This window comes from Citrobacter sp. Cb080 (assembly GCF_030334745.1).
Classification (GTDB): domain Bacteria; phylum Pseudomonadota; class Gammaproteobacteria; order Enterobacterales; family Enterobacteriaceae; genus Citrobacter; species Citrobacter braakii.
On the sequence record NZ_JAOWDG010000029.1, the window covers coordinates 32,548 to 58,474 of the forward strand.

The 25,927-nt window shown below is 54.1% G+C and carries 24 protein-coding genes and 1 pseudogene; 19 read left to right on the plus strand and 6 right to left on the minus strand.

Annotation, left to right across the window (positions count from 1 at the left end; genetic code table 11):
- Positions 1 to 82: 82 nt before the first annotated feature.
- A complete protein-coding gene (malZ, locus tag OGV38_RS04440) occupies positions 83 to 1,900 on the plus strand; it encodes a maltodextrin glucosidase (RefSeq protein ID WP_286472982.1) in 1,818 nt (605 codons plus the stop codon).
- Here the strand turns inward: malZ and OGV38_RS04445 are convergent.
- Positions 1,894 to 2,796, minus strand: a complete 903-nt coding sequence (locus tag OGV38_RS04445) for a LysR family transcriptional regulator (protein ID WP_016152020.1) — start codon at positions 2,794 to 2,796, stop codon at positions 1,894 to 1,896. The genes malZ and OGV38_RS04445 overlap by 7 nt on opposite strands.
- 273 nt (positions 2,797 to 3,069) lie before the next feature.
- Between OGV38_RS04445 and OGV38_RS04450 the strand changes: the two genes are divergently transcribed.
- From OGV38_RS04450 to OGV38_RS04470, 5 genes and pseudogenes are all read left to right on the plus strand, one after another.
- Positions 3,070 to 3,711 (plus strand): hydrolase, encoded by a 642-nt coding sequence (locus tag OGV38_RS04450; protein WP_047416914.1) that lies wholly within the window; start codon positions 3,070 to 3,072, stop codon positions 3,709 to 3,711.
- A gap of 174 nt (positions 3,712 to 3,885) precedes the next feature.
- Positions 3,886 to 4,431 (plus strand): antibiotic biosynthesis monooxygenase, encoded by a 546-nt coding sequence (locus OGV38_RS04455; RefSeq protein ID WP_269518723.1) that lies wholly within the window; start codon positions 3,886 to 3,888, stop codon positions 4,429 to 4,431.
- 21 nt (positions 4,432 to 4,452) lie between these two features.
- A pseudogene (locus tag OGV38_RS04460) lies at positions 4,453 to 6,290 on the plus strand (amidohydrolase).
- Between the two features lie 136 nt (positions 6,291 to 6,426).
- Positions 6,427 to 9,069: a DUF2339 domain-containing protein gene (locus tag OGV38_RS04465; RefSeq protein ID WP_286472983.1), complete on the plus strand. Its 2,643-nt coding sequence runs from the start codon at positions 6,427 to 6,429 to the stop codon at positions 9,067 to 9,069.
- Positions 9,066 to 10,460, plus strand: coding sequence for a DUF3999 domain-containing protein (locus OGV38_RS04470; protein ID WP_016155850.1), 1,395 nt, complete (start codon positions 9,066 to 9,068; stop codon positions 10,458 to 10,460). The genes OGV38_RS04465 and OGV38_RS04470 overlap by 4 nt, the downstream gene beginning before the upstream one ends.
- Positions 10,461 to 10,508: 48 nt before the next feature.
- Here the strand turns inward: OGV38_RS04470 and OGV38_RS04475 are convergent, their stop codons facing one another.
- Positions 10,509 to 11,111, minus strand: a complete 603-nt coding sequence (locus OGV38_RS04475) for a peroxiredoxin (RefSeq protein ID WP_003021524.1) — start codon at positions 11,109 to 11,111, stop codon at positions 10,509 to 10,511.
- A gap of 168 nt (positions 11,112 to 11,279) precedes the next feature.
- Positions 11,280 to 11,861 carry an ACP phosphodiesterase gene (gene acpH / locus OGV38_RS04480; RefSeq protein WP_286472985.1) on the minus strand — a complete coding sequence of 194 codons (582 nt, stop codon included), beginning with the start codon at positions 11,859 to 11,861 and terminating at the stop codon, positions 11,280 to 11,282.
- Between the two features lie 217 nt (positions 11,862 to 12,078).
- Here acpH and queA point away from each other — a divergent pair, with 217 nt between their 5' ends.
- The 7 genes from queA (at position 12,079) to OGV38_RS04515 (ending at position 18,795) form a co-directional block, all read left to right on the plus strand.
- Entirely contained in the window at positions 12,079 to 13,149 is a 1,071-nt protein-coding gene (gene queA, locus OGV38_RS04485; RefSeq protein WP_003021529.1) for a tRNA preQ1(34) S-adenosylmethionine ribosyltransferase-isomerase QueA, read from the plus strand.
- Between the two features lie 55 nt (positions 13,150 to 13,204).
- Positions 13,205 to 14,332 (plus strand): tRNA guanosine(34) transglycosylase Tgt, encoded by a 1,128-nt coding sequence (gene tgt / locus OGV38_RS04490; RefSeq protein ID WP_003021535.1) that lies wholly within the window; start codon positions 13,205 to 13,207, stop codon positions 14,330 to 14,332.
- A 22-nt stretch (positions 14,333 to 14,354) separates the two neighbouring features.
- Positions 14,355 to 14,687: a preprotein translocase subunit YajC gene (yajC, locus tag OGV38_RS04495; RefSeq protein WP_003021544.1), complete on the plus strand. Its 333-nt coding sequence runs from the start codon at positions 14,355 to 14,357 to the stop codon at positions 14,685 to 14,687.
- A gap of 27 nt (positions 14,688 to 14,714) precedes the next feature.
- Positions 14,715 to 16,562: a protein translocase subunit SecD gene (gene secD / locus OGV38_RS04500; RefSeq protein ID WP_003021547.1), complete on the plus strand. Its 1,848-nt coding sequence runs from the start codon at positions 14,715 to 14,717 to the stop codon at positions 16,560 to 16,562.
- A 10-nt stretch (positions 16,563 to 16,572) separates the two neighbouring features.
- Complete coding sequence (gene secF / locus OGV38_RS04505; RefSeq protein ID WP_003021550.1) at positions 16,573 to 17,544, plus strand: protein translocase subunit SecF; 972 nt, start codon at positions 16,573 to 16,575, stop codon at positions 17,542 to 17,544.
- Between the two features lie 169 nt (positions 17,545 to 17,713).
- Positions 17,714 to 18,079, plus strand: a complete 366-nt coding sequence (locus OGV38_RS04510) for a VOC family protein (protein WP_016152028.1) — start codon at positions 17,714 to 17,716, stop codon at positions 18,077 to 18,079.
- A 23-nt stretch (positions 18,080 to 18,102) separates the two neighbouring features.
- A complete protein-coding gene (locus OGV38_RS04515; protein WP_016155852.1) occupies positions 18,103 to 18,795 on the plus strand; it encodes a helix-turn-helix transcriptional regulator in 693 nt (230 codons plus the stop codon).
- A gap of 45 nt (positions 18,796 to 18,840) precedes the next feature.
- On the opposite strand, the gene OGV38_RS04520 is transcribed toward OGV38_RS04515, so the two are convergent.
- Positions 18,841 to 19,704: a nucleoside-specific channel-forming protein Tsx gene (locus OGV38_RS04520; RefSeq protein ID WP_003021561.1), complete on the minus strand. Its 864-nt coding sequence runs from the start codon at positions 19,702 to 19,704 to the stop codon at positions 18,841 to 18,843.
- 298 nt (positions 19,705 to 20,002) lie between these two features.
- A complete protein-coding gene (locus OGV38_RS04525; protein ID WP_016155853.1) occupies positions 20,003 to 20,542 on the minus strand; it encodes a SadB/YajI family lipoprotein in 540 nt (179 codons plus the stop codon).
- A 153-nt stretch (positions 20,543 to 20,695) separates the two neighbouring features.
- Between OGV38_RS04525 and nrdR the strand changes: the two genes are divergently transcribed.
- The 6 genes from nrdR (at position 20,696) to pgpA (ending at position 24,799) form a co-directional block, all read left to right on the plus strand.
- On the plus strand, positions 20,696 to 21,145 hold the full coding sequence (gene nrdR / locus OGV38_RS04530) for a transcriptional regulator NrdR (protein WP_016152032.1): 450 nt from the start codon (positions 20,696 to 20,698) through the stop codon (positions 21,143 to 21,145).
- Between the two features lie 3 nt (positions 21,146 to 21,148).
- A complete protein-coding gene (gene ribD / locus OGV38_RS04535) occupies positions 21,149 to 22,252 on the plus strand; it encodes a bifunctional diaminohydroxyphosphoribosylaminopyrimidine deaminase/5-amino-6-(5-phosphoribosylamino)uracil reductase RibD (RefSeq protein WP_016152033.1) in 1,104 nt (367 codons plus the stop codon).
- 86 nt (positions 22,253 to 22,338) lie between these two features.
- On the plus strand, positions 22,339 to 22,809 hold the full coding sequence (ribH, locus tag OGV38_RS04540; protein ID WP_016152034.1) for a 6,7-dimethyl-8-ribityllumazine synthase: 471 nt from the start codon (positions 22,339 to 22,341) through the stop codon (positions 22,807 to 22,809).
- Between the two features lie 19 nt (positions 22,810 to 22,828).
- Positions 22,829 to 23,248, plus strand: a complete 420-nt coding sequence (gene nusB, locus OGV38_RS04545; RefSeq protein ID WP_000801129.1) for a transcription antitermination factor NusB — start codon at positions 22,829 to 22,831, stop codon at positions 23,246 to 23,248.
- Between the two features lie 77 nt (positions 23,249 to 23,325).
- Positions 23,326 to 24,303 (plus strand): thiamine-phosphate kinase, encoded by a 978-nt coding sequence (thiL, locus tag OGV38_RS04550; RefSeq protein WP_075846808.1) that lies wholly within the window; start codon positions 23,326 to 23,328, stop codon positions 24,301 to 24,303.
- Positions 24,281 to 24,799 (plus strand): phosphatidylglycerophosphatase A, encoded by a 519-nt coding sequence (gene pgpA, locus OGV38_RS04555; RefSeq protein ID WP_016152036.1) that lies wholly within the window; start codon positions 24,281 to 24,283, stop codon positions 24,797 to 24,799. The genes thiL and pgpA overlap by 23 nt, the downstream gene beginning before the upstream one ends.
- A gap of 100 nt (positions 24,800 to 24,899) precedes the next feature.
- On the opposite strand, the gene yajO is transcribed toward pgpA, so the two are convergent.
- Complete coding sequence (gene yajO / locus OGV38_RS04560; RefSeq protein WP_286472988.1) at positions 24,900 to 25,874, minus strand: 1-deoxyxylulose-5-phosphate synthase YajO; 975 nt, start codon at positions 25,872 to 25,874, stop codon at positions 24,900 to 24,902.
- Positions 25,875 to 25,927 lie beyond the last annotated feature (53 nt).

A 25,927-nucleotide genomic window follows, 5' to 3' on the forward strand; every position in this document is an offset into this window, starting at 1 on the left:
CCCCCAATAAACGTTAAGATGATGAGTGATCCTGCACTTCGCTATGGCAAGGTGACGTCATTATCATCAAAGGGGATACGTGATGTTGAACGCCTGGCACCTTCCGGTTGCCCCATTTGTTAAGCAAAACAAAGATCAACTGACGATTACATTATGGCTGGCGGGGGAAAATCCACCCCAGCGGGTGACGCTACGCGCAGAAAACGATAACGAAGAGATTTCGCTGGGTATGCACAAGCAACGCAGCCAGCCGCTGCCGGGCGTGACCGCGTGGAGAGCGGCGATCGATCTCTCCAGCGGACAGCCTCGTCGACGCTATAGTTTTAAATTACTTTGGCTCGATCGTCAGCTGTGGTTCACCCCGCAGGGATTCAGCTGTTTTCCGCCTGCGCGTCTGGAGCAGTTTGCTGTTGATGTGCCGGATAACGGTCCGCAGTGGGTCGCCGATCAGATTTTTTACCAAATTTTCCCGGACCGTTTTGCCCGCAGCCAGTCGCGTGAAGCGACTCAGGATAACGTCTATTATCACCACGCTGCCGGACACGATATTGTGCGGCGCGAGTGGGATGAACCGCTTACGGCCCAGGCCGGTGGCTCCACGTTTTATGGCGGCGATTTGGACGGCATCAGCGAAAAGCTGCCGTATCTGAAAACGTTAGGCGTCACGGCGCTGTACCTGAATCCGGTATTTACCGCGCCGAGCGTGCATAAATACGATACCGAAGATTACCGTCATGTTGATCCGCAGTTTGGCGGCGACAGGGCGCTGCTGCGCCTGCGTCACACCACCCAACAGCAGGGGATACGCCTGATTCTCGACGGTGTTTTTAACCATAGCGGCGATTCACACGCCTGGTTTGACCGACATAACCGGGGAACGGATGGCGCGTGCCATAATCCGCAATCCCCCTGGCGCGACTGGTATCATTTCTCAGCCGACGGCGTCGCGCTCGACTGGCTGGGGTATTCCAGCCTGCCCAAGCTGGACTTTTCCTCTGAAAGCCTGGTGAATGAAATTTATCGCGGCGAAGACAGTATCGTTCGCCACTGGCTGAAAGCGCCGTGGAGTATGGACGGCTGGCGTCTTGACGTGGTGCATATGCTGGGAGAGGCCGGTGGTGCGCACAACAACCTGCAGCACGTGGCCGGAATTACGCAGGCGGCGAAAGAGACCCAGTCAGAGGCATATGTGGTGGGCGAGCATTTTGGCGACGCGCGCCAATGGTTGCAGGCCGACGCGGAAGATGCCGCCATGAACTATCGCGGTTTTACCTTCCCGATATGGGGATTTCTCGCCAATACCGATATCTCATACGATCCGCAATTCATTGACGCCCAGACCTGTATGGCGTGGATGGATAACTATCGCGCGGGTTTGTCGCATCAGCAGCAGTTGCGGATGTTCAACCAGCTCGACAGCCACGATACCGCCCGTTTTAAATCTCTGCTCGGTAAAGACGTCGCACGTTTACCGTTGGCGGTGGTGTGGCTGTTTACCTGGCCTGGCGTGCCCTGTATTTACTACGGTGACGAAGTGGGACTGGATGGGAACAACGATCCGTTTTGTCGCAAACCATTCCCGTGGCAGCCTGAAAAACAGGACGCTAACCTGCTGGCGTTGTATCAGCGGCTGGCAACATTACGCCACCAGAGCCAGGCGCTGCGCCATGGTGGTTGTCAGGTGATTTACGCCGAGGATAACGTGGTGGTGTTTGTACGCGTGCTGAACCGCCAGCGTGTATTGGTGGCGATTAACCGTGGCCACGCCTGTGAAGTGGTCCTGCCAGCCTCGCCATTACTGAGCGTCAGTCAATGGCAGCACCAGGAGGGCAAAGGCGTGCTTGCCGAGGATATCCTGGCGTTGCCGGCGATTTCCGCCTCGGTGTGGATGGGTCATTGATATAAGCGCGTAACATCCGGGCTTGCCAGCAGCGTTTCCCGCCACCAGCGCTGCGCTAATCCATCGCGGTTATTGCGCCAGGCCATATAGGCCACGTCTTTTTGGCGAAATGAGATGACCGTTTTTTCCACCAGCTCGCCCGTGGCAAGCCACGGGTTAGCAATATGGCGGGGGAGAAATCCGCAGCCCAAGCCGGCCCGCAGTAGCATCACCTTACTGTGGAAATCATCAACGCGAATCTGCGCCTGCTCCTCCATCAGATTGGTTTGTAACGGATGACAAAAGCGGGCGCTGTCGCTAATGACAATCGCCCGGTGCAGGCACAGCTGTTCGTTAGTAAGGCCATCCGGTGCTGCGGCCAGCGGATGCTCAGGCGCAACGACAAACACATTGTCCAGCGTGCCGAGCATTTTGTAGGACCAGGCCGCTGACGTAGGCGGTTCATTAATCGCCCCCAAAATAATATCTGCTCCATTATGCGTCAGCTCCTCCCAGGAGCCCGCCAGCGTATGGTGGGTGAAGTTAAGGCGGGTTTGCTTATTCAGCGCGTGAAATTCATCGATAATGGGCAACAGCGAGGCGAAAGGGAAGGAGTCGTCCAGCGCAATCGCCAGCTCTTTTTCCCAGCCTGAACTCAGCTGCACCGCCTGCTTTTCGAGATCTTTTGCCGCACTCAGCAGCAAACGTCCCTTTTCCAGCATCATCTGACCGGTGTCGGTAAATTTTGCTCGGTGACCGGAACGGTCAAGCAACTCGATATTCAAATCACTTTCCAGCTTTTGAATCATATAGCTGAGTGCTGCAGGGGTTTTAAACAGCGATTCGGCCGCCGCAGCAAATGAACCCTGTTTATCAAGTGCGTCGAGAATTAGCAAAACATCCAGATTGATGCGCATAAGCAGAAAATATCCTGAAAATTAAACCCCTCTGTTGTACCGAATGGAGAAAAACAATGCCAGTGAATAAATTAGATGAGTCATGCGCATTTTTTTGATGTTGTTTAGGATATATCGCAACACAAAATTAATAGTTTCACTGGATGGTAAGTTTTCTTTAATAACTCGTTAGAAATTTCCCGCTATACTCAACAAGCTTTCTGATTCAGGATCCTGCTGCTGACGGCAGATACAGACCGTTGCCTTTTAACTTATTGATTAAGAAGGTGTGCTATGTCTATTCGGGAACTGATTGACCCTCAAAACTCAACGCTTATTTTTATTGATCATCAGCCGCAAATGTCATTTGGTGTGGCGAATATTGACCGCCAGACTTTGAAAAATAATACCGTGGCATTAGCGAAGGCCGGGAAAATATTTAATGTTCCGGTGATTTATACTTCTGTGGAAACGAAAAGTTTTAGCGGCTATATCTGGCCGGAATTGTTAGCGGTTCATCCTGATGTGAAACCAATTGAACGCACCTCGATGAACTCCTGGGAAGATGCGGCGTTTGTGAAAGCCGTGGCAGCGACCGGGCGTAAAAAATTGATTATCTCCGCGCTGTGGACCGAAGTATGCCTGACTTTCCCGGCGCTGATGGCGCTGGAAGCGGGTTACGAAGTTTATGTGGTAACTGACACTTCCGGCGGCACGTCCGTGGATGCCCATGAGCGTTCTATCGACCGCATGGTACAAGCGGGCGCCGTACCAGTGACCTGGCAACAGGTTCTTCTCGAGTACCAGCGCGACTGGTCCCGCAAAGAAACCTACGACGCCGTCATGGATCTGGTACGTGAGCACAGCGGCGCCTACGGTATGGGCGTGGATTACGCCTACACCATGGTGCATGGCGCGCCGGAACGTAAAGCCTAAATACACCTCATCCTTCATGTTGCCTCTTTGTGGGCTTCGTTTGCGAACCCCGGTCACTAACTTTTGTCAGCCTCCGGGGATACACAATCTTGCCGTTTCGATGCGCCATGAATGATTTTGTGTATTGCTTCCGTGGCCTAAGCGGGCCTGTTTCCTCTCCACAAGGAACCCTTTATGGCGCAGAACAAACATGTGACGTTGGTGATTTCCCACACCCTGCTGCCTGAACAAGCGCAGCGGTATGAGCAGTGGCTGGGGAAAATCATGCCGGTGGCGGCCGAGTTTCCCGGTCATCTGGGGGCGAATGTGATTCGTCCTGCAGATGGCCACAACTTGTGGAACATCATTATCCGCTTCGACACGCTGGAGCATCTGTATAACTGGACCCAGTCCGATACGCGCCGCGTGCTGGTCGAAGAGATTGCCCCGCTGCTGGCGGAGGGGGATAAAACCGAAATCCGCACCGAAGCGGCGTTCTGGTTTACGCCGCCCGCGCCCCATGTACGTCAGCCCAGGCGCTGGAAACAGTTTCTGATAACTCTGCTGGTGATTTTTCCCAGCACCAATCTGGTGCCGTGGTTGACCGGCATTGTGCTGCCTGCCATGAAGGGCTCGTTACTCCTGCATCTGATCAATGATGCCTGTGTGGTTGCGCTGGTGGTCTGGTTCTGGATGCCCATCGTAACCCGTCTGTTTGCCGGATGGCTGAAAAAAGCCTGACCGGTTTCTCAGGAGATTGTTATGTCTCAAACTGCCACACTGATTCTGACTCACGGAAAAATTCATACTCTCGAAAGACAAAACCCGCAGGTCGAGGCGGTGGCGATCGCCAATGGTAAGATCCTGGCGACCGGTAGCCACGATCGCATCATGAGTTTTGCCACCGACGGGACGCAGGTTGTCGATCTGCAGGGACATACGGTGATCCCGGGCCTGAACGATTCGCACCTGCACCTCATTCGCGGCGGTCTGAATTACAACCTGGAATTGCGTTGGGAAGGCGTACCGTCGCTGGCGGACGCGCTGCGCATGCTCAAAGAGCAGGCTGACAGAACGCCATCGCCGCAATGGGTGCGCGTGGTGGGCGGCTGGAGCGAATTCCAGTTTGCCGAACGTCGCATGCCAACCCTCGAAGAACTGAATGAAGCTGCCCCGGATACCCCAGTTTTTGTTCTGCACCTCTACGACAGAGCTTTGCTGAACCGTGCCGCACTGAAAGCAGTCGGCTACACCAAAGCGACGCCGGACCCGGCGGGTGGTGAGATTGTGCGTGATAGCAACGGTAACCCAACCGGGATGCTGATCGCCAAACCCAACGCCATGATCCTTTATTCGACGCTGGCAAAAGGACCAAAACTGCCGCTGGAAATGCAGGTCAACTCGACCCGGCAGTTTATGCGCGAGCTGAACCGTCTCGGGCTGACCAGCGCCATCGATGCAGGCGGTGGTTTTCAGAACTACCCGGAAGATTACGAGATAATTGAGCAGCTACACGCCAACAAACAGATGACGGTGCGCATCGCCTACAACTTGTTTACCCAGCGTCCGCAGCAGGAACTGGAAGACTTTGAGCGCTGGACCGATATGCTCAAACCAGGGCAGGGGAAATGCTGGTCTTCTCGGCCGCGGATTTTGAAGACTTTCTCCAGCCACGCCCGGATCTGCCGGAAGGTATGGAAGATGAGCTGGAGCGCGTGGTGCGCCACCTCGTGGAGCACCGCTGGCCGTTCCGCCTGCACGCCACCTACGATGAATCCATCAGCCGAATGCTCGACGTATTCGAGAAGGTGAATCGCGATATCCCGTTCAATGGCCTGCACTGGTTCTTCGATCACGCTGAAACGATTACCGAACGGAATATAGAGCGCGTAAAAGCGCTGGGGGGCGGGATCGCTGTTCAGCACCGTATGGCGTTCCAGGGCGAATATTTTGTCGATCGCTACGGCAAAGATGCGGTCAAACATACCCCGCCAGTGGCGAAAATGCTGGCGGCTGACGTTCCGGTAGGGCTGGGGACTGATGCCACCCGCGTGGCCAGCTACAACCCGTGGACAGCGCTCTACTGGCTGGTTTCGGGCCGTACTGTGGGAGGGATGGCGATGTACGATGATAACAATCGCCTGCCGCGCGATGTGGCGCTGGAATTGTGGACGGCCGGTAGCGCCTGGTTCTCCAGCGAACAGGGTAAGAAAGGGCGCATCGAGAAAGACCAACTGGCCGACCTGGTGGTGCTGTCTAAAGATTACTTCAGTGTGCCGGAAGAGGAGATCAAAGGCATAGAGTCGGTAATGACCATTGTCGATGGCAAAGTGGTGTATGCGGCCGGGCATTTCACTCCGCTGGCGCCGCCGGCCATCCCGGTTGTACCTGACTGGTCGCCGGTGGTAAAAGTGCCGGGGCACTATCGCTCAGCGCCGCCTGCTGCGGCGAAAATTGGCGCAATGGTGCAGATGCACCAGTGTTGCGGCAGCTGCGGCGTACACGGTCATCAGCATGATATAGCGCGTAAATCGGCAATTCCGGTGTCAGATGACCGGGCTTTCTGGGGCGCGCTTGGCTGCTCCTGCTTCGCGTTTTAATCCCTCATCACAGCCCCTGGCCAAACCCAGGGGCTGATTGTCTATTCTGAAAAGCGGTTCATCGTGTTAACCGATATGGCGCAACTGCAACAATTTGTGTCATTCTGGTCTGTCTTTATACAGTGAAGGTGGAAACATGGATGAGCTGCTAACCCTTGGCTGCATTGTATTATTCTTCGCGCTGGTAGTGGTTCCCGGCCTCGCGATCGTGGCATTCAGACGCAGTGCGGCTGTACGTTCTGAGCTGATGGCCTTGCGCCGTCGGGTAGAGGAGCTGGAGCTGCGCGGTGTGGCGCAGACCAGCGCCGTTGAGCCAACGGCAGCAAAAGATATTGTTCCTGCCGATGCGCCAACGGCTGCGATGAGCAGCGTATCGCCGGAGCCAGTAACTGAGCCGCCGCCTGAGCCCGTTAACACGTGGGTTTCACAGCCGAAGCCGGATAATGCGGCGGTATCTACGCCCGACGTCGAGCGGCCTTCTGCTTTTGGCGGGGTAATGTCATCGCTGGTGCGCTGGTTTATGCAGGGTAACCCGTTGGCAAAGCTCGGTATTTTGCTCCTGTTTTTGGGGCTTTCTTTCCTGCTGCGTTATACGGTCGAACATTCTCTGTTTCCGCTGGAGCTGCGTCTGGTGGCGGCCGCGCTGTTCGCTATTGTGCTGTTGGCGTTGGGCTGGCGGCTGCGGCATAAGCAACCGATCTATGCGCTGATATTACAGGGGGGAGCTACCGGAGCACTCTATCTCACCGTCTTTGGCGCGTTCCGGCTGTGGCAAATGCTGCCAATGACGCTGGCATTTGCGCTGCTGGTGGTGATTTGTGCGGCGAGTGTGGGGCTGGCTATTCTGCAAAAGGCGCTCAGCCTGGCGATGCTGGCAAGTCTTGGCGGTTATCTCGCGCCGCTGTTGCTTTCCACCGGCGGCGGCAGTCATGTCGCGCTCTTCTCTTTCTATCTTCTGCTCTCGGTCGGCATTCTCGCCATCAGCATCTGGCAGCACTGGCGGGAGCTTAATCTGCTCGGCCTGTTGTTCACCTTCGGCGTTGGCGGGATGTGGGGCCTGGAGGGCTATCGACCAGAGTATTACCTGAGTTGCCAACTGTTCCTGATCGCCAACACGATTATTTTTGGCGTGCTGAGCGTGGCGTTGTCGCTCCGGGCGCAGGAAAAAGGCAAACAGATTATTGACGGCGTACTGCTGTTTGCCCCACCGCTGATCGGTTTTGGAATGCAGTATGCCATTACCCGGCATATGGCTTATGGTCCGGCGCTTAGTGCGCTGGGCTACGGTGGTTTCTATCTGGTGTTAGCAAAGTTTGCGTTGCGCCGTTCCTCTTCTCTGGGGAGACCTTTGGTATTGTCCGCCCTGGCGCTCGGTGGTGCGTTTACCACGCTTGCTATCCCGTTGGCGCTTTCAGCCCGTTGGACGGCGATGGCCTGGTCGCTGGAGGGGGTTGGGATCCTCTGGCTGGGCGTGCAACAACAGCAACGACGCATGAGTTATAGCGGTACGGCGCTGCTCGTGCTGGCCGTGGGCAGCGCGCTATGGGCGCTGGCGAACGGAACAACCGCGCTCTCAGTCATGCTGATTTTTGCCGTGCTCAGCCTCAGTTGGCTGGTTGCTGCATGGCTATGGCGCAACATTTGGATGCCGGGCAGTTGGGCGCTACTCGCTGGTGGTTTGGTTTTCTGGATTGTTGCGCTCGTTGCGGCATCGCAACTCGTTCTGAAACAGGAGCGGTGGGTACTGTCTGGCGTGCTGGCATTAATGGCGGTATCGAGCTGGGGCTGGCGAAGTATCGCGGGTTGCCTGGCGTGGCGGGAGCTGGATGCCAGTAAATGGCTGCTGTGGCCGATGATGCTGGTGATGCTGATGTATCAGATCGCTGTACAGCAGATTTTTGCGGCGGGCTGGCCGAATCTGGCCTGGTGCGCGGCGCTAATTGTTGCGGTAGCGCTGCTCTGGCGTGACGCACAAATATTACCGCCAATGCTTTCCAGACTGGCGCATTTATCGTTCTTCTGGATGATTTTACTGGCGCTTGCGGTTGAGCTGTTCTGGTTCGCGCAGGGGCTGCCGTGGGGAAGGGCCGCGTGGGGTAGCGGCCTGATGATGGCGGCTGGCGGGCTGCTTATTTTCCTGATTTATCAGTCTGTTCATCGACAAATCTGGCCGTTTCGCATCTGGCCGGCCCTCTATTCTGTTCAGGCGATGGTTCCCGTTGTGCTGGTGCTGGTCGGTCTGCTCGTGCTGACGAATTTACAAGATGGCGTGGTTTATCGTCAGACTTATCTGCCGTTGCTCAACCCGCTGGAAGAGGGCGCAGCTTTTGCCCTGCTGGGCTTGGTGGTGTTTTATCGCGCGTCTGAACGCTATTTCCCGGTGCAGCTTTCGGTATGCCGCCCATGGTCGGTTGTGGCGCTGATGGCGCTCAGCTTTTGGTGGCTCAATGGTGTGCTGCTGCGCGCATTGTCCTGGTATGGCGAGGTTGCGTGGCGTGTAGACGCACTATGGGATTCACGGCTGATTCAAACCTGTTTTGCTCTGTTCTGGATGCTGGCGGCATTGGTGGTGATGCTGCGGGCGACCCGGCGCCGCTCGCGTCGGGAATGGCTGTGTGGCGCGGTATTGCTGGGGATAGTCATTGTGAAACTGATGCTGGTGGACAGCGCAGGAGGTGGCGGCCTGGCGCGCGCGGTTGCGTTTATCGGTGTGGCCATTCTGGTGTTGATTATCGGGTATTTTTCACCATTACCGCCCAAAGCTGGAGAAGAAAAATGAAATGGATGAAAGCGGTGTTATGCAGCGTACTGCTGGGCGCGACAGGCGCGGCGGTAAGCAGCGATGAAGTGAAAGAGTCTCCGGCGGACTACGTAACGGGGGTGACGCTGGAAACTACGGGCACATCGCCGTGGTATCGCGTTTCGCTACCTCCGGCGGTGTATCCGGGTACCGCCTGGGCGGATTTGCGCGATGTCCGGGTCTTTAACCATCTGGGGGAGACGGTGCCGTTTACTCTGGTTGCGCAGAAAACCCAGCCCGTTACGCCAGAGGCAGTGGCGCTGCGTTTTTTCCCGCTTGATATGTCACCGGTTGCGCCGCGTGAGGAGGGGCAACGAGGCGGAGACGCTATTGTTTTACGTTCGAAGAGCGGCATTGAAATTCATTTGCAAAGTGATGATGTCAAAGCGCTCGGCCAGAGCTATTTACTGACGCTCCCGGAAGAGACGAAAGATGCCTTTTCACTGGCGCAGTTACGCCTGAACTGGGACTCGCAGGCGGGCAACTGGCAGGGGAAAGCCTCGGTTTATGCAAGCAGTGATTTGCGCTACTGGCGACCGGTGCAGGAAGATGCGCCGTTAATGGATCTGACGCGTGATAACGATCGCCTGAAAATGGACACCATCAGCGCCAGCCTCACGCTCTCTGTGGAGGCGACTCGCTACCTGCTGGTGATCCTCGACTCGCAAAGTCCGGCGCTGACGTTAAACAGCGTGAGCGCGATAGCGGCCAGCAGCGAGCCGGAATCCGAGCGTATCGTGATTGAAGCCCAGGGGAATAAGGTTTCGGATGACGAAGCCGTCTGGCGATGGGCGCAGCCCCAGCCGCTGACCTCGCTTCGCATCGATCTGGAAAGTGAAGGTGTTTTACCGGTGGAACTGGCCTGGCGCAGCGCTGAAAAAGAGCCCTGGCAGCCGCTGACAAAAACCATGCTTTACAATCTGGACTGGAGGAGTGCGGAAGATATTCATCTTTCCGGTCAGTTGGTTGAGGCCGTCCGGATGACGACCATTAACGCCCGGTTGCCAGAGAGGCTGCCTGAGTTGAGCGGCATGCGCGACAGTTATCAACTGGTGTTTAATACGCAGGGCAAAGGGCCTTATATGCTGGCGTGGGGAAACCGGGCGGCGAAAAAGGCTGATGTTGGTCTCGATATGCTGATCCCGGCGTCGCTGCGTAAATCGCAGGAGATAGATTATCTACCGTGGGCGACTCTTCAGGAGAGCGTGGCGCTTGGTGGTGAAGCGCGATTGACGGCAACGTCAGTAGCTGAGCAACAAAGCCAGTGGAAAACGCTGTTGGTGTGGGGGGCGTTAATTCTTGGGGTCGCCGTACTGGCGCTTATGGCGTGGCGAATCTGGCGTGAAGTGAAAAAGGATAATCCGACATAGACCAATAAAAAAGGCCCGCATTTGCGGGCCTCTTACGATTCATGCCAATTACAGGCTGGAAACGTTCTCGGTCAGGTATTTTGCCACGCCGTCCGGAGACGCGTTCATACCTTCTTTACCTTTTTCCCACTGTGCCGGGCAAACGTCGCCGTGCTCTTCGTGGAACTGCAGCGCGTCAACCATGCGCAGCATTTCGTCGATGTTACGACCCAGCGGCAGATCGTTAACCACCTGGTGGCGAACAACGCCGTTAGCGTCGATCAGGAAAGAACCGCGCAGAGCAACGCCCGCTTCCGGGTGCTCGATGCCGTAGGCTTTCTGGATTTCGCGTTTGATGTCAGCAACCATTGCGTATTTCACTGCACCGATGCCGCCTTTGTCGACAGGGGTGTTACGCCATGCGTTGTGGACAAATTCAGAGTCGAAGGAAACGCCAACAACTTCCACGCCGCGCTTCTGGAATTCTTCGTAACGTTTGTCGAAAGCGATCAGTTCAGACGGGCAAACGAAGGTGAAGTCCATCGGCCAGAAGAACAGAACGGTAGTTTTACCGTTGGTATGCTGTTTGAAGTTGAAGTTTTCAACGATCTCACCGCTACCCAGTACCGCAGCTGCTGTGAAATCCGGAGCCTGACGAGTTACCAGTACCATATAATTCTCCTGCAATGTTAAGGGGTTTTTGGAACGCAACGCGGGCCAGTATAGAGAGTGTTCGGGAATAAGACAAAGAGGCGCTGGCAATCAATGAGACAGGTTTTGTCTATCAATCTTTTGCCGGATGGCGGCTACTGCTTATCCGGCGGCTAATATGGGCTGTAGTCAAAGGGTTTTACGCTGCGCCTGTTCCATCATTTCCGGATAAAACTGCCAGAATCGTTCCTCTAACGCATCGTAATGCGTATCCAGGTCATACCATGAGTCACGCAGGGCATCGAGTCTTGGGCGGCGGCTGGCCATGCCATTCAGGACGTTCTGGATAAAATCCATGTCCCGATAGCGCTCAAGCCATTTCTCTGACCATATATAGTTGTTTAAATTGATAAAGCGCGGTGGCGATTCAGGCAAAATAGTGGTCACCTGGGTGCGTGCATAGCGGACAAAGTCCGCCAGCGGGAAGTCGGGGGATATTTCCGACCAGTGGCGCGACAGAAAATGATCCCACATTACGTCCAGCGTAATCGGCGCGACACGGCGCGTTTCGCTGCGAAACCACTCTTTGGCTTCACGCACCTGCGGCAGGTTATCGGTCATCACGTCGATACGACGGTGCATGAAGATGCCTTCCACCACGTCAGGCGAATAGTGCGTTTCCGGATTGCCCCGGACAAAGTCGGCCAACAAATTGCCGGAAAGCGAGCTGTCGGCAAGGTGAGCCAGATGCAAATGTGCAAGAAAATTCATATCCACTTCATCCTTCAAACTACCTCTTTGTTGGCTGCCTTCACTCACCCCAGTCACTTACTTGAGTAAGCTCCCGGGGACTCATTCAGTTGCCGCCTCGATGCATCTTGAATGATTTTGTGTATAGATTATGTCTCTTAACTTGAGGGGTAAAGGTTGCAGGGAGGACGCCCCGGCACTAGACTACCCGCCTCTTATTTTAGTCTGAGTCAGTGTCATGCGCGTTACCGATTTCACCTTTGAACTACCCGAATCCCTGATTGCCCACTATCCGCAAGCTGAGCGCAGTAGTTGCCGCTTGCTGTCTTTGGACGGGCCGACGGGCGCGCTGACGCACGGTACTTTCACCGATTTGCTCGATAAGCTCAACCCTGGCGATTTGCTGGTCTTTAACAACACCCGCGTTATTCCGGCGCGTCTGTTTGGCCGTAAAGCCAGCGGCGGCAAGATCGAAGTGCTGGTCGAGCGTATGTTGGATGACAAACGTATTCTGGCGCATATTCGCGCCTCGAAAGCGCCAAAGCCGGGGGCCGAGCTGCTGCTGGGCGACGACGAAAGTATTAAAGCAACGATGGTGGCACGCCATGACGCGCTGTTTGAAGTCGAGTTTAACGACGAGCGCAGCGTGCTGGATATCCTTAACGCCATCGGCCATATGCCGCTGCCACCGTATATTGACCGTCCGGATGAAGACGCCGATCGCGAGCTGTATCAGACCGTGTATAGCGAAAAACCCGGTGCGGTCGCCGCGCCGACTGCGGGTCTGCACTTTGACGATCCGCTGCTGGCTAAGCTGCGCGATAAAGGCATTGAAATGGCGTTCGTCACGCTGCACGTGGGCGCGGGGACTTTCCAGCCGGTGCGCGTAGACACCATCGAAGATCACATCATGCACTCCGAATATGCGGAAGTGCCGCAGGATGTCGTTGATGCTGTGCTGGCGGCGAAAGCTCGTGGCAACCGCGTGATTGCGGTGGGCACCACCTCCGTACGTTCACTGGAAAGCGCGGCACAGGCGGCCAAAAACGACCTTATCGAGCCGTTTTTCGGCGATACGCAAATATTCATTTATCCTGGCTATAAATATCAGGTGATTGATGCCCTGGTAACCAACTTCCACCTGCCGGAATCAACGCTGATCATGCTGGTTTCCGCGTTTGCTGGTTATAAAAACACCATGCACGCCTATCATGAAGCGGTAAAAGCGGAATATCGCTTTTTTAGTTACGGTGATGCGATGTTTATCACGTACAATCCGCAGGCTATTTCTGAGCGTGTCGGGGAATAAATCCGCGATATGAGTATTTAAAACGTCGGACTGTTTTTCTGACGCAGGAGTTAAGATGAAATTTGAACTGGATACCACAGACGGTCGCGCTCGCCGCGGCCGCCTGGTTTTTGATCGTGGCGTAGTAGAAACACCTGCTTTTATGCCGGTCGGTACTTACGGCACCGTGAAAGGCATGACGCCGGAAGAAGTTGAAGCAACTGGTGCGCAGATTATCCTCGGTAACACCTTCCACCTGTGGCTGCGCCCGGGGCAGGAAATCATGAAACTGCATGGCGATCTGCACGATTTTATGCAGTGGAAAGGGCCAATCCTCACCGATTCCGGCGGCTTCCAGGTTTTCAGCCTGGGTGATATCCGTAAGATTACCGAGCAGGGCGTGCATTTCCGTAACCCAATCAACGGCGATCCGATTTTCCTCGATCCCGAGAAATCAATGGAGATTCAATACGATCTCGGTTCCGATATCGTCATGATCTTCGACGAATGTACACCGTATCCGGCCGACTGGGACTATGCTAAACGCTCGATGGAGATGTCTCTGCGTTGGGCGAAGCGCAGTCGGGATCGTTTTGATAGCCTCGGCAACAAAAATGCGCTTTTTGGCATCATTCAGGGCAGTGTTTACGAAGATTTACGTGATATCTCCGTTAAAGGTCTGGTAGACATCGGTTTTGATGGCTACGCTGTCGGCGGTTTGGCTGTCGGTGAGCCGAAGGAAGATATGCACCGCATCCTGGAGCATGTATGCCCACAGATTCCGGCAGATAAACCTCGTTACCTGATGGGCGTCGGCAAACCAGAAGATCTGGTTGAAGGCGTACGTCGCGGTATCGATATGTTTGACTGCGTGATGCCAACGCGAAATGCCCGTAATGGTCATTTGTTTGTGACTGACGGCGTGGTAAAAATTCGTAACGCGAAACATAAAAGCGACACCAGTCCGCTCGATGCTGAGTGTGATTGCTACACCTGTCGCAATTATTCGCGCGCTTACTTGCATCATCTCGACCGTTGCAACGAAATATTGGGCGCGCGACTCAACACGATTCATAACCTTCGCTACTACCAGCGTTTGATGGCGGGTTTACGCAAGGCTATTGAAGAGGGTAAATTAGAGAGCTTCGTGACCGATTTTTACCAACGTCAGGGTAGACCAGTTCCACCTGTGAACGTTGATTAATTTTAATAATGAGGGAATTTGAATGAGCTTTTTTATTTCTGATGCGGTAGCGGCAACAGGTGCTCCGGCGCAGGGCAGCCCGATGTCTCTGATTCTGATGCTGGTGGTGTTTGGTCTGATTTTCTACTTCATGATCCTGCGCCCGCAGCAAAAGCGCACCAAAGAACACAAAAATCTGATGAACTCCATTGCGAAAGGCGATGAAGTGCTGACTAACGGTGGTCTGGTGGGTCGCGTGACCAAAGTAGCAGAATCTGGCTACATCGCTATCGCGCTGAACGACACCACTGAAGTGGTTATTAAACGTGATTTCGTAGCTGCCGTTCTGCCGAAAGGCACCATGAAGGCGCTGTAATTTATTGTTTTCCCAAAGGGAACTGCCGTGTTAAACCGTTATCCTTTGTGGAAGTATGTCATGTTGATCGTCGTTATTGTCGTCGGTCTGCTCTATGCGCTTCCCAACCTGTATGGTGAGGATCCGGCTGTTCAAATCACTGGCGTGCGCGGTGCCGCCGCCAGTGAGCAAACGCTGATCCAGGTCCAGAAAACGTTACAAGAAGATAAAATCACACCTAAGTCTGTGGCTCTGGAAGAGGGTGCTATTCTTGCGCGCTTCGACTCCACTGATACCCAACTGCGCGCTCGTGAAGTGTTAATGGGCGTATTGGGCGATCAATACGTCGTGGCGCTTAACCTTGCACCGGCAACTCCACGTTGGCTGGCAGCCATTCACGCAGAACCGATGAAACTCGGTCTTGACCTGCGTGGCGGCGTTCACTTCCTGATGGAAGTGGATATGGACACCGCGCTGAGTAAGTTGCAGGAACAAAATATCGATAGCCTGCGCAGCGATCTGCGTGAAAAAGGCATTCCTTATACTACCGTTCGCAAAGAAGATAACTACGGTTTGAGCATCACCTTCCGTGATAGCAGCGCCCGTGATGAAGCTATCTCTTACCTGAGCAAGCGTCACCAGGATCTGGTTATTTCCAGCCAGGGCAGCAATGCTCTGCGTGCGGTGATGACCGATGCGCGCCTGAGCGAAGCCCGTGAATACGCGGTACAGCAGAACATCAACATTCTGCGTAATCGTGTTAACCAACTGGGTGTTGCTGAGCCGGTGGTCCAACGTCAGGGTGCTGACCGCATTGTGGTCGAACTGCCAGGCATTCAGGATACCGCGCGTGCGAAAGAAATTCTGGGCGCTACCGCGACGCTGGAATTCCGTCTGGTGAACACCAACGTTGACCAGTCTGCTGCGGCATCCGGGCGTGTACCGGGTGATTCGGAAGTGAAACAGTCTCGTGAAGGTCAGCCGGTTGTGCTGTACAAACGCGTGATCCTGACCGGTGATCATATCACCGACTCCACTTCCAGCCAGGACGAATACAATCAGCCGCAGGTTAACATCTCGCTGGATAGCGCGGGTGGTAACATCATGTCCAACTTCACCAAGGACAACATCGGTAAGCCGATGGCGACCCTGTTCGTGGAGTACAAAGACAGCGGTAAAAAAGATGCCAACGGTCGCGCAGTGCTGGTGAAACAGGAAGAGGTGATTAACATCGCCAACATCCAGTCTCGCCTGGGCAACAGCTTCCGTATCACCGGTATTAACAACCCGAACGAAGCGCGTCAGCTTTCTCTGCTGTTACGTGCCGGTGCGTTGATTGCGCCGATTCAGATTGTTGAAGAACGTACCATCGGTCCTACCCTGGGTATGCAGAACATTAAACAGGGTCTGGAAGCGTGTCTGGCCGGTCTGGTGGTGTCTATTCTGTTCATGATCTTCTTCTATAAGAAGTTCGGTCTGATCGCGACCAGTGCGCTGATTGCTAACCTGGTACTGATTGTCGGTATTATGTCGCTGCTGCCGGGCGCTACGCTGAGTATGCCGGGGATTGCGGGGATCGTCTTAACCCTTGCCGTCGCGGTCGATGCGAACGTACTGATTAACGAACGTATCAAAGAAGAGTTGAGTAACGGGCGTTCGGTGCAGCAGGCCATCAATGAAGGTTATGCAGGCGCATTTAGCTCCATCTTTGATGCGAACATTACGACGCTGATTAAGGTCATTATCCTGTACGCAGTTGGCACCGGGGCAATTAAAGGGTTCGCGATTACTACCGGTATTGGTGTGGCGACGTCGATGTTTACCGCGATTGTCGGTACACGTGCCATCGTAAACCTGTTGTATGGCGGCAAGCGCGTCAAAAAGCTGTCAATCTGAGGAGTGCGAAGTGGCACAGGAATATACTGTTGAACAATTGAACCACGGCCGTAAAGTCTGGGACTTTATGCGCTGGGACTACTGGGCTTTCGGCATTTCAGGTTTCCTGCTGATTGCGGCCATCGTGGTGATGGGCGTACGCGGGTTTAACTGGGGTCTCGATTTCACCGGTGGTACGGTAATTGAAATCACGCTGGAAAAACCGGCCGATATGGACGTGATGCGCGATGCGCTGGAGAAAGCGGGCTTTGTTGATCCGCTTCTGCAGAACTTCGGCAGCAGCCACGACATTATGGTGCGTATGCCGCCAACTGAAGGCGCAGACGGCGGTCAGGTACTGGGCAGCAAAGTGTTGAGTGTGATTAACGAATCCACCAACCAAAACGCCGCGGTGAAGCGAATTGAATTCGTGGGTCCGAGCGTGGGTGCAGACCTGGCGCAAACCGGTGCAATGGCGCTGATGGCGGCGTTAATATCCATCCTGGTGTACGTCGGTTTCCGCTTTGAGTGGCGACTGGCGGCAGGGGTAGTTATCGCTCTGGCGCACGACGTGATTATCACACTTGGGATCCTGTCGTTGTTCCATATTGAAATTGATCTGACTATCGTCGCATCGTTGATGTCGGTAATCGGTTACTCGCTGAACGACAGTATCGTCGTATCTGACCGTATTCGTGAAAACTTCCGCAAAATTCGTCGCGGTACGCCTTACGAAATCTTTAACGTGTCATTGACTCAGACGCTGCACCGTACGTTGATTACGTCCGGTACGACGTTGATGGTTATTCTGATGCTGTTCCTGTTCGGTGGTCCGGTACTGGAAGGCTTCTCGCTGACGATGCTGATCGGTGTTTCCATCGGTACTGCATCTTCTATCTACGTAGCATCGGCGCTGGCGCTGAAGCTGGGTATGAAGCGTGAGCACATGCTGCAGCAGAAGGTTGAGAAAGAAGGGGCGGATCAACCGTCAATTCTGCCTTAAACTATTAAGAGTGAAGATACTGGAATCCCGATCGCAAGGTCGGGATTTTTTTTGCCTGCGATTTGGTAGCAGTCCATTATCTTTTCCGGTCGCCATACTACTGACAGTATGCTGTCAGTAGCCCTGTCTTATAGTCCTTCTGAGATTACCCACACAGGCAGGAGGAAGTATGAATAACGTAATTAGCTGGTTTGAAATCCCCGTGGCACAAATGGAGCGCGCCATTGCTTTTTATGAGCCAGTGATGCAGGTTTCTTTGCGTCGTGAGAATATGGACAGCGCGGAGCTGGCCGTATTTCCACATCAGGATCCCGCTCCCGGCGGGGCGCTGGCTAAATTTGACGGTATTACGCCTTCAGCGCAGGGCGCTATTATTTATCTGCATACGGATGATTTGGCTGCAACGCTTAAACGCGTCGCCACCGCTGGCGGTCAGTGCGTGTTTGGTCCGCTCGAACTGGGGCAGGATATTGGCACTATTGCGCTGTTTACTGACAGCGAAGGCAATCGTGTTGGTTTACATCAACCCGCGTAATATTTTCAGGACTGAGGATTAAAATGACCAGACGCGCCGACCGCTTGTTTCAGATTGTACAAATCCTGCGTGGCAGGCGAGTGACAACGGCGGCGCTGCTGGCAGAACGTCTTGAGGTTTCTGAACGAACGATTTATCGCGATATCCGCGATCTCTCTTTATCCGGCGTGCCCATTGAAGGAGAAGTGGGCAGTGGATACCGCTTAATGGCGGGGTTTGATCTGCCGCCGTTGATGTTAACGCATCGCGAATCAGAAGCGTTAATGGTAGCGATTCGGTTGCTGAAAACATGGGGCGGGGATTCACTCTCACAGGCGCTGGAATCCGCGCAGGAAAAAGTGCTGGCGATATTGCCGCCAGAGTGTCGGCGCAGAGCCGAGCAAACGCGGGTTTTCGCGCCAGATTTTGGCAATCAGCCGCATTCACGCAGTGCTTTTGATCTCATACATCGCGCGGTTTCGGCGCAGCAGGTGCTGGCGCTGCATTATCGCGACGAGTCCGGGAATCTCTCCTGGCGCGACGTTCAGCCGCTGGGGTTATTTTTCTGGGGTGAACACTGGTTGCTGGTTGCCTGGTGCGAGAAACGTGACGATTATCGCTGCTTTCGCGTTGATCGGTGTCTGAAGATCACGCCGCTCGACAGGCATTTTCGTGAATCTGCAGATCGCTCGCTAAGTGATTTTTTACGTAAAGTACGCTGTGAAGACCAGCCATAAAAAAGCCAGCGGTTAAGCTGGCTTGTCTGCGATCAATTGGCAGGATTAGAAGTTGTAACCTACGACCAGGTAACCACCCCAACCGGTAGATTTCGCGCTGAAGTCGCCTTCGCCCCAGTTCAGAGTATCTCCACCTTTCCACTGGCCGCCGTTATGGAAATAACGCGCTACTACGGAGTAGTGCCAGTGATCGTAGTTCAGCGCCAGGACGTGGCTGGAAGCGATAGAGTTGCTGGTGCGGTTCGGATCATCACCCAAATCGGAGCCCCAGTCGAAGTTGGTGAAGCCGATGTAGGTCAGTTGGCCGCCCCAAACCTGGGTGATCGGCACGAAGTATTTCACTTTGAAACGGTAGCCATCCCACTCGTTTTCGTTGGATGCGCCATAGTTCTGCCACTGGTATTTAGCATACACGTTCAGGGACAGACCCATCGGCAGACCGGTATCGATATCGGTACCCAGACCCATATACCAGGTGCTCTGGCGGCTGGCTTTGTTATCACCCATATCGTAGATGTAGTTGTTGGCGAAATACCACTCTTTGAACGGACCAAAGCTCAGGTCAGCACCGGTCAGTTTATCGATGGAGAAACGCGGTTCGATTTCCATAAACAGCGGGGAACCGTCAGACCAGATGCCTTTATCGTTGCCGTTACCCCAGTCGAAGGTTTTCGGAATATCGATGTAGCCATAGAAGTCAAACCAGTCTTTTTTGGCAAACGCTTCGTATTCCAGATACACGTCATTGTTCAGTTTCGGGGAGAAACGGGTGTGGTAGCTACCCACCACGTTGACGCTCTGGTGCCACCAGTCGGACAGATATTGCGGTTTGTCATTTTCTGCAGCGTTGGCAGTAAAAGACGAGGAGAGCGCCAGCACTGCACCGGCTGCAAGTAATGTTTTTTTCATATGTATGCCACTGTTTGAAATCCCTTTCGGGAGTGAAAAAGGCGCAAATTGCGTTTCTAAATATTTCGTGTTTCTTCGGAGCCTATTATAAAAATCATTGTTCACAAAAATATGTGTTGTTTCACAGTTCTATCATTTACGTAATCGATTGCGTTCACGTTTGCTTACTTTAGGCGGCGAATTGTACTGGCTCCCATGAATGTTGCCAAGTTTTACCAGAAATATCGGTTATGTCAGGTGAGTAACAAAACGGGCCGGAGTGATGTTGCGGAACGCACAAAACGTCCCGCAAAAAAGTTTATTGATTAACAGGCTGGATGTCGTGGATACGAACAAATCCTAACTGGTCCGGAGAGAGGCCATTTATCTGCAGCGGAATGTCTACGTCGCTGGGAGCAAGGATACTTGCCGGGGCCGTTACCAATTGGTTCTGAACGTTCGTTTCCTGATAGTTATCCGTGGTGCCCTGAATTTGTCCATACTCGACGGTGGCGCTAAAGGCGGGTAAAGGCGTAGTGGATTCACCCTGAATACGTAATGTGAGCCGCGTGCCGTCGGCGTTCGGCGCAATATTGACAAGTGACATCCGTAACATGCCAATTTGGCTGTCCAGTCGGGCTGGTGTATTGGAACCCGGCAGCAGATAGGCTCCACTGGTTGATTTGGCATTCAACATATTTTGTTGTGTAATTTTTACCGTTTCCTGATTTAGCTGTGTCATCTCTTTATTCAACGTGCTAACGCTTTGATGCATCTGGCGTACTTCGCTTTGCTGTGCGCATGCGCTAAGACTAAAGAGACTTCCCACCAGGAGAATTCTTAGGTAACGTCTTGTCATTGTGATTACTTCCTTCATTGTCGCGATAGCATAATGGTAGTGCGCACCGAGCACGAAGGCATCGATCCTTTGTCTCAAAAGCGCTGCGCCTTTGTTGTCACGCCAGTTCAGGGTAAAATAGATTTCTGTTAACCACTGAGGACAGGACGCCGTATGCATTGCCCATTCTGTTTCGCCGTAGACACTAAGGTAATTGACTCTCGTCTTGTAGGCGAGGGCTCCTCAGTACGCCGCCGTCGGCAGTGTCTGGTCTGTAACGAACGTTTCACCACTTTTGAAGTGGCTGAACTTGTCATGCCGCGCGTTGTGAAAAGCAACGATGTGCGTGAACCCTTTAATGAAGATAAGCTGCGCAGCGGCATGCTCAGAGCGCTTGAGAAACGTCCGGTCAGCTCAGATGATGTCGAAATGGCGTTGAACCATATCAAATCACAACTGCGTGCGACTGGCGAGCGTGAGGTGCCGAGCAAGATGATCGGCAACCTGGTGATGGAGCAGTTGAAAAAACTCGATAAAGTCGCCTACATCCGCTTTGCCTCGGTTTACCGGAGTTTCGAAGATATCAAAGAATTTGGCGAAGAGATTGCTCGCCTACAGGACTAAGCCATGCAGGATGAATTGTACATGGCGCGCGCGCTGAAGCTTGCTGCGCGCGGACGTTTTACCACTCACCCCAATCCCAACGTGGGCTGCGTGATTGTCAAAGATGGGGAGATCGTCGGTGAAGGGTATCATCACCGCGCGGGCGAACCGCATGCCGAAGTCCACGCTCTGCGCATGGCTGGAGAAAAAGCGCAAGGGGCGACTGCCTATGTAACGCTTGAACCCTGCAGCCATCATGGTCGTACCCCCCCGTGCTGCGATGCGCTGATTGCCGCAGGCGTGTCACGTGTGGTTGCAGCGATGCAGGATCCCAATCCGCAGGTAGCAGGTCGTGGTCTCTACCGTTTGCAGCAGGCGGGCATTGACGTCAGTCACGGGCTGATGATGAGCGAGGTTGAGCAGCTTAATAAAGGCTTTCTCAAGCGTATGCGTACGGGATTCCCCTACGTGCAGCTTAAACTTGGTGCGTCGCTTGATGGGCGTACGGCGATGGCCAGTGGTGAAAGCCAGTGGATAACCTCGCCGCAGGCGCGTCGCGATGTGCAACGATTACGGGCGCAAAGCCATGCCATCTTAACCAGCAGCGCTACGGTGTTGGCTGACGACCCTCAGCTTACCGTGCGTTGGTCGGAACTTGGGGAGTCAACCCAGGCGAGTTACCCGCAGGAAAATCTGCGCCAGCCTATCCGCATTGTTGTTGATAGCCAGAATCAGGTCACGCCGGAACACCGTATTGTGCAACAGCCTGGAGAAACCTGGATTGCCCGGACAAAAGATGATCCTCGTAGTTGGCCGGAGACGGTGCGCAGCCTGAAGGTGCCGGAACATAACGGGCATCTGGATCTGGTGGTGCTGATGATGCAACTGGGCAAACAGCAAATTAACAGCATTTGGGTTGAAGCAGGTCCAACGCTTGCGGGCGCGTTATTACAGGCCGGTTTGGTCGATGAGCTAATCGTGTATGTTGCGCCTAAACTGTTAGGCAGCGATGCACGAGGATTATGTGTGCTTCCAGGCCTTGAGAAACTGGCTGACGCCCCCCATTTCAAATTCAATGAAATACGCCATGTAGGTCCGGACCTTTGCCTGCATTTAGTGGGCGCATGATCTCCCGGTTCGAAAGGGAAGCAGCGCACAGATTATTATGATAAAATCCGCCCCCCTGCGGGGTCTAGTGAATCCGAAGGAAGAATATGAACATTATTGAAGCTAACGTTGCTACCCCGGACGCTCGCGTCGCCATCACCATTGCGCGTTTCAACAACTTTATCAATGACAGCCTGCTGGAAGGTGCGATCGACGCCCTGAAACGTATTGGTCAGGTTAAAGATGAAAACATTACCGTCGTTTGGGTTCCGGGCGCGTATGAGCTGCCGCTGGCAGCCTCAGTACTTGCAAAATCCGGTAAATACGACGCGGTGATTGCGTTAGGTACGGTGATTCGTGGTGGTACCGCGCACTTCGAATATGTGGCTGGCGGTGCAAGCAATGGCCTGGCGCATGTCGCTCAGGACAGTGGCATTCCGGTAGCCTTCGGTGTTCTGACCACCGAAAGTATTGAACAAGCCATCGAACGTGCTGGCACTAAAGCTGGCAACAAAGGCGCAGAAGCTGCACTGACTGCACTTGAAATGATTAATGTATTGAAAGCCATCAAGGCCTGATTTTTGTAAGGGGAAATCCGTGAAACCTGCTGCTCGTCGCCGCGCCCGTGAGTGTGCCGTCCAGGCGCTCTACTCCTGGCAGTTGTCCCAGAACGACATCGCTGATGTTGAATACCAGTTCCTGGCGGAACAGGACGTAAAAGATGTCGACGTTCTGTATTTCCGTGAACTGCTGTCCGGGGTGGCGACTAACAGCGCGTACCTGGATGGATTAATGAAGCCTTATCTGTCTCGTCTGTTGGAAGAGCTGGGTCAGGTAGAAAAAGCCGTGCTGCGTATTGCGCTGTTTGAACTGTCTAAACGTAGTGATGTGCCGTACAAAGTGGCCATCAACGAAGCGATTGAACTGGCGAAAACCTTCGGCGCTGAAGACAGCCATAAATTCGTGAACGGCGTACTGGATAAAGCAGCACCTGTGATTCGCCCCAACAAAAAGTAATCCCGAGGCCGGCTGGATGGTGGAACTTGTTTCCGCTGCCCCCGGCTTTTTCTTTTTTTTCTGCTGAGGCATAACGTATGGCATGCGGCGAATTTTCCCTGATTGCCCGTTATTTTGACCGCGTAAGAACGTCTCGTCTTGATGTCGAAACCGGTATTGGTGACGATTGCGCACTTCTGAACATCCCTGAAAAACAGACGCTGGCGATCAGCACCGATACGCTGGTGGCAGGCAACCACTTCCTCCCCGACATTGATCCCACCGATCTCGCCTGGAAAGCGCTGGCGGTGAATTTGAGCGATCTGGCGGCGATGGGAGCCGATCCTGCGTGGCTGACGCTGGCGCTCACACTGCCTGACGTCGATGAAGCCTGGCTTGAAGCCTTCAGCGATAGCCTGTTTGAACTCCTCAATTACTATGATATGCAGCTGATAGGTGGTGACACCACGCGTGGGCCACTGTCGATGACGCTGGGTATCCACGGCTACGTCCCTGTTGGACGGGCCTTAAAACGCTCCGGTGCGAAACCGGGGGACTGGATTTATGTGACCGGTACGCCGGGCGACAGCGCGGCCGGGCTGGCGATTTTGCAGGATCGCTTGCAGGTGGCAGATGCAAAAGACGCAGACTATCTGCTTAAACGTCATCTGCGTCCAACGCCGCGTATTTTGCAGGGACAAGCCCTGCGCGATCTGGCCAGTGCGGCTATCGATATTTCCGACGGCCTGATTTCCGATCTGGGGCATATCGTCAATGCCTGCGGCTGTGGGGCGCGGGTTAACGTCGATGCGTTGCCATACTCTACGGCATTTGCCCAACACGTTGAGCCGGAACAAGCCCTGCGCTGGGCGCTCTCGGGTGGTGAAGATTATGAGTTATGCTTTACCGTACCGGAAATTAACCGTGGCGCACTGGACGTGGCGCTGGGAAATCTCGGCGCATCGTTTACCTGCATTGGGCAGATGAGCGCGGACGTGGAAGGCATTCACTTTACGCGCGACGGAAAACCCGTCACGTTCGACTGGAAAGGATATGACCATTTTGCCGCGCCTTAAAAAAGATGTCGCCAAAAGCCGCCTGAGTATGCGCAATCCGTGGCACCTGTTGGCCACCGGTTTTGGCAGCGGGCTGAGCCCAATTGTTCCAGGCACGATGGGATCGCTGGCGGCGATCCCTTTTTGGTATTTAATGACGTTTCTGCCGTGGCAGCTGTATTCACTGGTGGTCATGTTGTCTATCTGTATCGGCGTTTATCTGTGCCATCAAACGGCGAAAGATATGGGCGTGCACGATCACGGTAGCATTGTCTGGGACGAGTTTGTCGGGATGTGGATAACCCTGATGGCGCTGCCGACCCACGATTGGCAGTGGGTCGCCGCCGGATTTGTGATTTTCCGTATTCTGGATATGTGGAAGCCGTGGCCGATCCGTTGGTTCGATCGCAACGTGCATGGCGGTACGGGGATCATGATTGATGATATTGTGGCCGGAATACTCTCCGCCGGAATTTTGTATTTTATCGGCCATCACTGGCCGGTAGGTATCATTTAAATGGGCTTGCCGGATGGCAGCGTAAACGCCTTATCTGGCCTGGAAACACGATGGCGGTTTCGTAGGCCCGATAAGCGTAGCGCCATCGGGCAATGCCAGATTATTTAAATCCGACCACCGGATGCTGTTTGTACGGCGTTTCCAGCTCGGCAATCTGCTCTGGCTTCAGCGTCAAATCCACCGCATTAAGTAACTCATCCAACTGTTCCTCGCGTGAAGTGCCGATAATCGGCGCTGCCACCCCCGGTTTGCTCAGCAGCCAGGCCAGCGCAACCTGCGCACGCGTTACGCCTAATTCCTCACTGACACCGGTCAGCCGCGCGGCAATTTGCGCGTCGTTTTCATCGCTGTCACTGTATAAATTTTTACCGACTTCATCAGAAACCAGACGTGCGGTCGTTTCTCCCCAGGGGCGCGTCAGGCGACCACGCGCTAGCGGACTCCATGGGATCACCGCGACGCCTTCCTGATAGCAAAGCGGCAGCATTTCGCGTTCTTCCTCACGGTAGATCAGGTTGTAGTGATCCTGCATGCTAACGAACTGCGCCCAGCCGTGTTGTTTCTGTAAGGCCAGCGCCTGAGCAAACTGAGATGCGTGCATGGATGAGGCGCCAATATAGCGAGCTTTACCGGCTTTCACTACGTCGTTAAGGGCTTCCAGCGTTTCTTCGATAGGCGTATTGTAATCCCAGCGGTGAATTTGCAGGATGTCCACATAGTCCATACCCAGGCGTCTGAGGCTATCGTCGATTGAGCGCAAGATTTGTGCGCGGGATAATCCTTCCGCTAAATCATCAACCTGGTGAAAAACCTTGGTGGCGACCACGACATCTTCGCGGCGGGCGAAATCACGCAGCGCGCGGCCGACAATCTCTTCGCTGCTGCCAGCGGAGTAGCTGTTGGCGGTATCAAAAAAGTTAATGCCGCCTTCAAGAGCGTGTTTGATTATCGGGCGGGTGCTTTCTTCAGGTAGCGTCCAGGCGTGATTGCCGCGATTGGGCTCGCCAAACGTCATGCAACCCAGGCAAAGGCGGGAGACCCGTAGGTCGGTTTTTCCTAAGGTGTTATATTTCATTAATCCACTCCTGCTATGCTCGTGATGAGTTAAGCATAGCAGGAGCGGGGAGG

Excerpts from the sequence above, each read along its gene's own strand:
- malZ (WP_286472982.1), top strand. The coding sequence starts at position 83 with ATGTTGAACGCCTGGCACCTTCCGGTTGCCCCATTTGTTAAGCAAAAC.
- OGV38_RS04445 (WP_016152020.1), bottom strand. The coding sequence starts at position 2,796 with ATGCGCATCAATCTGGATGTTTTGCTAATTCTCGACGCACTTGATAAA.
- OGV38_RS04450 (WP_047416914.1), top strand. The coding sequence starts at position 3,070 with ATGTCTATTCGGGAACTGATTGACCCTCAAAACTCAACGCTTATTTTT.
- OGV38_RS04455 (WP_269518723.1), top strand. The coding sequence starts at position 3,886 with ATGGCGCAGAACAAACATGTGACGTTGGTGATTTCCCACACCCTGCTG.
- OGV38_RS04465 (WP_286472983.1), top strand. The coding sequence starts at position 6,427 with ATGGATGAGCTGCTAACCCTTGGCTGCATTGTATTATTCTTCGCGCTG.
- OGV38_RS04470 (WP_016155850.1), top strand. The coding sequence starts at position 9,066 with ATGAAATGGATGAAAGCGGTGTTATGCAGCGTACTGCTGGGCGCGACA.
- OGV38_RS04475 (WP_003021524.1), bottom strand. The coding sequence starts at position 11,111 with ATGGTACTGGTAACTCGTCAGGCTCCGGATTTCACAGCAGCTGCGGTA.
- acpH (WP_286472985.1), bottom strand. The coding sequence starts at position 11,861 with ATGAATTTTCTTGCACATTTGCATCTGGCTCACCTTGCCGACAGCTCG.
- queA (WP_003021529.1), top strand. The coding sequence starts at position 12,079 with ATGCGCGTTACCGATTTCACCTTTGAACTACCCGAATCCCTGATTGCC.
- tgt (WP_003021535.1), top strand. The coding sequence starts at position 13,205 with ATGAAATTTGAACTGGATACCACAGACGGTCGCGCTCGCCGCGGCCGC.
- yajC (WP_003021544.1), top strand. The coding sequence starts at position 14,355 with ATGAGCTTTTTTATTTCTGATGCGGTAGCGGCAACAGGTGCTCCGGCG.
- OGV38_RS04510 (WP_016152028.1), top strand. The coding sequence starts at position 17,714 with ATGAATAACGTAATTAGCTGGTTTGAAATCCCCGTGGCACAAATGGAG.
- OGV38_RS04515 (WP_016155852.1), top strand. The coding sequence starts at position 18,103 with ATGACCAGACGCGCCGACCGCTTGTTTCAGATTGTACAAATCCTGCGT.
- OGV38_RS04520 (WP_003021561.1), bottom strand. The coding sequence starts at position 19,704 with ATGAAAAAAACATTACTTGCAGCCGGTGCAGTGCTGGCGCTCTCCTCG.
- OGV38_RS04525 (WP_016155853.1), bottom strand. The coding sequence starts at position 20,542 with ATGACAAGACGTTACCTAAGAATTCTCCTGGTGGGAAGTCTCTTTAGT.
- nrdR (WP_016152032.1), top strand. The coding sequence starts at position 20,696 with ATGCATTGCCCATTCTGTTTCGCCGTAGACACTAAGGTAATTGACTCT.
- ribD (WP_016152033.1), top strand. The coding sequence starts at position 21,149 with ATGCAGGATGAATTGTACATGGCGCGCGCGCTGAAGCTTGCTGCGCGC.
- ribH (WP_016152034.1), top strand. The coding sequence starts at position 22,339 with ATGAACATTATTGAAGCTAACGTTGCTACCCCGGACGCTCGCGTCGCC.
- thiL (WP_075846808.1), top strand. The coding sequence starts at position 23,326 with ATGGCATGCGGCGAATTTTCCCTGATTGCCCGTTATTTTGACCGCGTA.
- pgpA (WP_016152036.1), top strand. The coding sequence starts at position 24,281 with ATGACCATTTTGCCGCGCCTTAAAAAAGATGTCGCCAAAAGCCGCCTG.
- yajO (WP_286472988.1), bottom strand. The coding sequence starts at position 25,874 with ATGAAATATAACACCTTAGGAAAAACCGACCTACGGGTCTCCCGCCTT.